At 57.1% G+C, this 4,080-nt stretch carries 4 protein-coding genes; 3 read left to right on the top strand and 1 reads right to left on the bottom strand.

What is annotated here, in order from left to right; all coding sequences use genetic code 11:
* Positions 1–380: 380 nt before the first annotated feature.
* The 3 genes from MP439_11155 (at position 381) to MP439_11145 (ending at position 2,729) form a co-directional block, all read left to right on the top strand.
* Positions 381–767, top strand: coding sequence for a hypothetical protein (locus tag MP439_11155; GenBank protein ID MCI2976610.1), 387 nt, complete (start codon positions 381–383; stop codon positions 765–767).
* Between the two features lie 412 nt (positions 768–1,179).
* Positions 1,180–1,335: a hypothetical protein gene (locus MP439_11150; protein ID MCI2976609.1), complete on the top strand. Its 156-nt coding sequence runs from the start codon at positions 1,180–1,182 to the stop codon at positions 1,333–1,335.
* 65 nt (positions 1,336–1,400) lie between these two features.
* Positions 1,401–2,729 carry a hypothetical protein gene (locus tag MP439_11145; GenBank protein MCI2976608.1) on the top strand — a complete coding sequence of 443 codons (1,329 nt, stop codon included), beginning with the start codon at positions 1,401–1,403 and terminating at the stop codon, positions 2,727–2,729.
* 307 nt (positions 2,730–3,036) lie between these two features.
* Here the strand turns inward: MP439_11145 and MP439_11140 are convergent, their stop codons facing one another.
* Positions 3,037–3,921: an alpha/beta hydrolase gene (locus tag MP439_11140; protein ID MCI2976607.1), complete on the bottom strand. Its 885-nt coding sequence runs from the start codon at positions 3,919–3,921 to the stop codon at positions 3,037–3,039.
* Positions 3,922–4,080 lie beyond the last annotated feature (159 nt).

Genomic DNA, 4,080 nt, shown 5'->3' with positions numbered 1-4,080 from the left:
TCGACGTCACCGTAACCGAGAGGGTCGCCTAGCTCGAACGATTCACGAAACCTCTACCACTCTCGCATCGTGGGATGCTTAGGTCTTGTCGTCCCAATTCTCCAGGTGGTGGGGCATTACACTTTAGAAGCCGACTCTCAACTGCTGCCTGGAATGGATCCGGACTTCGTGCAATTGGTGGTGGAAAATCTCGATCCTAGAATTCGGATTGAATTGGGTGCACGGGTAGTGGAGATCGACCAGCAACATCGGGCGACCCATACCCAGGCACATCAGCAAAGACATGCCGACGGCGAACAGGTACTCCTTGCGACAGGCCGCCATCCGGTCGTACCAACAGGGGCGAGCGAACTAGGGCTCCTCGACGACGTGGAACACCTTTGGGTTGGACCACAGGCGGAACTACCAAAATTGATTCGATCTGGGCGGCCGGAGATGCAACCGGTTCGCAGATGCTGTTCCATGCCGCGACGCGTGAATCGCTTGCGGTCGCACACAATATCCTGGCCCACAAGATAGTAGATCGTGTCAATCCGAATGCAGTTCCATCCACCATCTTCGGCTTTCCCGAGGCGGCATTCGTCCGCACCACTCGGGCAGACCTTAGGGCTACTGGAGTTGAGAACTTTGAAGTCTTTGCCGCATTCAGCCATGAAGCAATGGGGCACCTCCTCAGCGATGCGGTTGGCGAAGTACGTCTGTTTGGGATTTGCACACCAATCGGCTGCTGGGAGCTTGGGTCGTTGGGTGAGAAGCAGGCCAACTGAACGGAGAGCTTGCAGCAGCGATTCTCCCTGGTGCGACGCTCGCCGATGTTGCCTCAGTGGCGGACCGACACCCGCTCGCCCATGAGGCGATCTCACGAGCTGCCCATATGGTGGTGTAATTCCAGATCAATGTACCGAACAACGCAAGCCAAAAGGTCAACAATCAAGGCCGCGCGTCATTGGACCGCATGGCTAAACGAAACCGAGACAATACCCGGGCGGGGTCTCGGCACACGGCCTCTTGAGGCATCTCACGGTAACCCGATCTTTTATACCTGTGTCGGCACCAGAGATCGGCGATGAGCTACGCACGCGACGTATCTATCAACCACATAGGAAGCTCATAGCCCGGTCGACCCGGGAATTTAGACCAGTCGGTTGATGATCGACATATTTGCGATGAGGCGACGCGATGGGGTGGACCATGCGCGGCTACTGGGGCAAGTTGGTCGTTACTAGTCAAGCTTCACTTGACCTCAAGTTTGACGTTAAGGTCAACGGTCTTGAGATCGCCATCGATTGTGCCGATTGTCTCAGGGCGGTTGCGTTAGGGGCGTTGGCGTGTTAACCTGTCGTGAGACGAATTCGGCAATGCCAATATTGGCAGTCACCGAGTATCTGGAGGGTTTGCAGATGAGAAACCGGCTTAGGCGTGGTGCCTGGCAGGCTGTTGGAGGAGCGGCAGTAGCTGTGGTTCTGATCTCAGCATCAGGGGCGTCAGAGGTCCACCCTCAGCTCACAAGCTCTGTCCAGTCAATGAAGCAGGAAGCGAGCGCTCTCACCCAGCAGATCGCGGCCCTTGACGCACAAGTACAGTCCATCAGCTCACATTATGCCGCGGTCGAGGGACAGATCAAGCAGTTGCAGGGGAAGGAAAGTGCCGTCGAGGCGACGATTGCCCAAAAGCGCCAGCAGCTAAAGAGGCTGCATGGCGAGATTGTGAGCGAGGCAGTTTCGCTCTTTGCCCAAGCTGGGACCGATTCACAGGTGCTCAGCGTCCTGCAGGATAACCCGAACTCCTCTGCGGTGGCGCAGGAAGATATCACTACGGCATCCTCCACACAGGAGCAGGCCGTCAATGCCTACCAGGCAGTCCAACAAGAGCTGACCAATCAAGAGTCGCAGCTCCAGGCGGATCAGTCACAACAAGCCTCATTGCTAAGTCTGTTAAGCACCCAAGAGGCTAAAGCACAAACTGCGCAACAACAGGCCTCATCGGAGCTCTCTAGTGTGAACTCGCAGATCCAACAGATGGTTGCGGCGCAACTTGCAGCCCAAGAGCGAGCCAGACAAGCTCAGATCGAGGCGCAACAGATCGCAGCCGAACAGGCTGCCGCCGCTCAGGCAGCAGCTGCGCAAGCAGCCGCAGCTCAGCAGGCTGCTCAACAGCAGGCAGCTGGGCAAGCCCAGGGTGCGTCGGGTGCCACACCAAGTGGTGGGTCCACACCGGTGGCACCATCGCAAGCCGTGGTAGCTCCAAGCGGTTATGCAAATCCCATTCGTGCGATCGGTGACCTTCAGGTTTGGCGCGTTGATCAAGGGGTTGACTACAACGGCTATGGTCCCATCTATGCAATCGGTGATGGGGTCGTGCTGTCGACCTTTAACGGTGGTTGGCCGGGAGGCACCTTCATCACCTACCGACTTACCAACGGTCCGGCAGCAGGACTGGTGGTCTACGCCGCCGAAGATATCAACCCTGATGTTAGTGTCGGTCAATCCGTGACACCCAACACAGTGCTGGGGACACTGTACAACGGTCCTGACGGTATTGAGACTGGCTGGGCTGATGGTGGCGCGCTCGGGGAGACGATGGCGATGAGCTACGGGCAGTTCTACGGTTCGAATTCGACCGCCTTTGGTTACAATTTCTCACAGCTCCTTGCTTCGCTTGGTGCTCCGGCTGGTGTGTTGCAAAACAGTCCCACGGGGTCGGTGCCGGCCAACTGGCCGCAATGGTAAGCGAATCACGGCAGCCATCAAGTCGTAAGTGCTGGCCTTCGCCCACCCAAGAGGTGTAGGTGATTGATTCTGAATTAGGTGCTCGCACCTCGTAGTGCTCAGCGCGTTGCTTCTCAACAGCGAGAGACCGGTAACGGTCTCGGTTAACTTGAGCTTTACCGTGCTGAGCGATCTCACGGCGGAGTGGTTGTTGGCACCTCGGCTGTAGCGGAGGTCCGTAGCTTCGCTTTTTCGCTCATCTACTCACGAGGGTCAGTGATGCCGGTGTTCTCAGGTTCAGGGCCCGTCAACAGCCATTGGCACTCGATCACTGATGGTCATGAAGATGACTTGCCAGCCAAGCCATGATGGTTCCCGAATGATGTAGTGGTGTTGACAGATGTCCCTCGTCGGGCAGTCGTCGCAGTTCACCCGTCGGAAGGTGGCGCTGGAGCCATCTGGAGTGCTGTGTGGGCACCATCAAATCTTGATCACCCTGCCAGATTTGCACCGGTTGACGTATCGCCTCGAGATCGAATCCCCAGGGTCGAACGAAGGCTAAATCGTCGTCAACCCATCCGTCAACGCCAACGCTTAATGCGTGAGCGAAGTCATCGGCAAGGCCCTTACCTAGCGTATGGACCGCGGCGACATCGACCGAGGTCAATAGGGTAGCCATGCCAGCAACGATTGCGTCAACATCGGCGGCTACCAGTTCGTCTCGCGCCTGATTAAGGTAGTGGCTAAGGGCATCGGATCCTTTCAGGGCTAAGCCAAATTCGTCGAGGTTATCTTGGCCCATACCTGCGAGGAAGTCGAGATCTTCCTGCCCGTAGGCTCCGATGCCGCAGACCGAGGCGACGGCGACGATTCGATCAGGAAGGAGCGCACCACAGGCGAGCGCGTGGGGTCCTCCTCCTGAAGTACCATAGGTGGCGCTCCTAGTGATTTCGAGATGGTCGAGAAGCTCCGCCATGTCATGGGCCACGGATGCAACGGTTCTCCCCGGTTGTCTCGAGGAACTTGCGTAACCGGGTCGGGTCGGGTAGATGAGACGGATTCCCAGTTCGGCCGCGGCAACAAGTTCGTAATCCATCGGTAGTCCGGCCCCGGGAGTTCCATGGTGAGCGATGATGGCATCGGGATTGTCGGATCCAGTGTCAAAGTACTCCAGCGTTCTGCCATCGCGTAGTTGGAGTTGCTCGATTGCCACAGCTGACCTTTCACCAATTGGTACTAACCCTACCTTAGTCCTGATGAACTAGCGCACACCACAGATGCATGTAATGCTTGTGTTGGACCGTCTCGTGAGTCATCGAACGTTTCTTGCAGCCTTGGTTGCGCGCCCTTAGTCTGATGCGGGGAATCAGGA

The organism is Ferrimicrobium sp. (assembly GCA_022690815.1).
GTDB lineage: Bacteria > Actinomycetota > Acidimicrobiia > Acidimicrobiales > Acidimicrobiaceae > Ferrimicrobium.
This window is presented reverse-complemented; position numbering and strand designations above follow the sequence as displayed.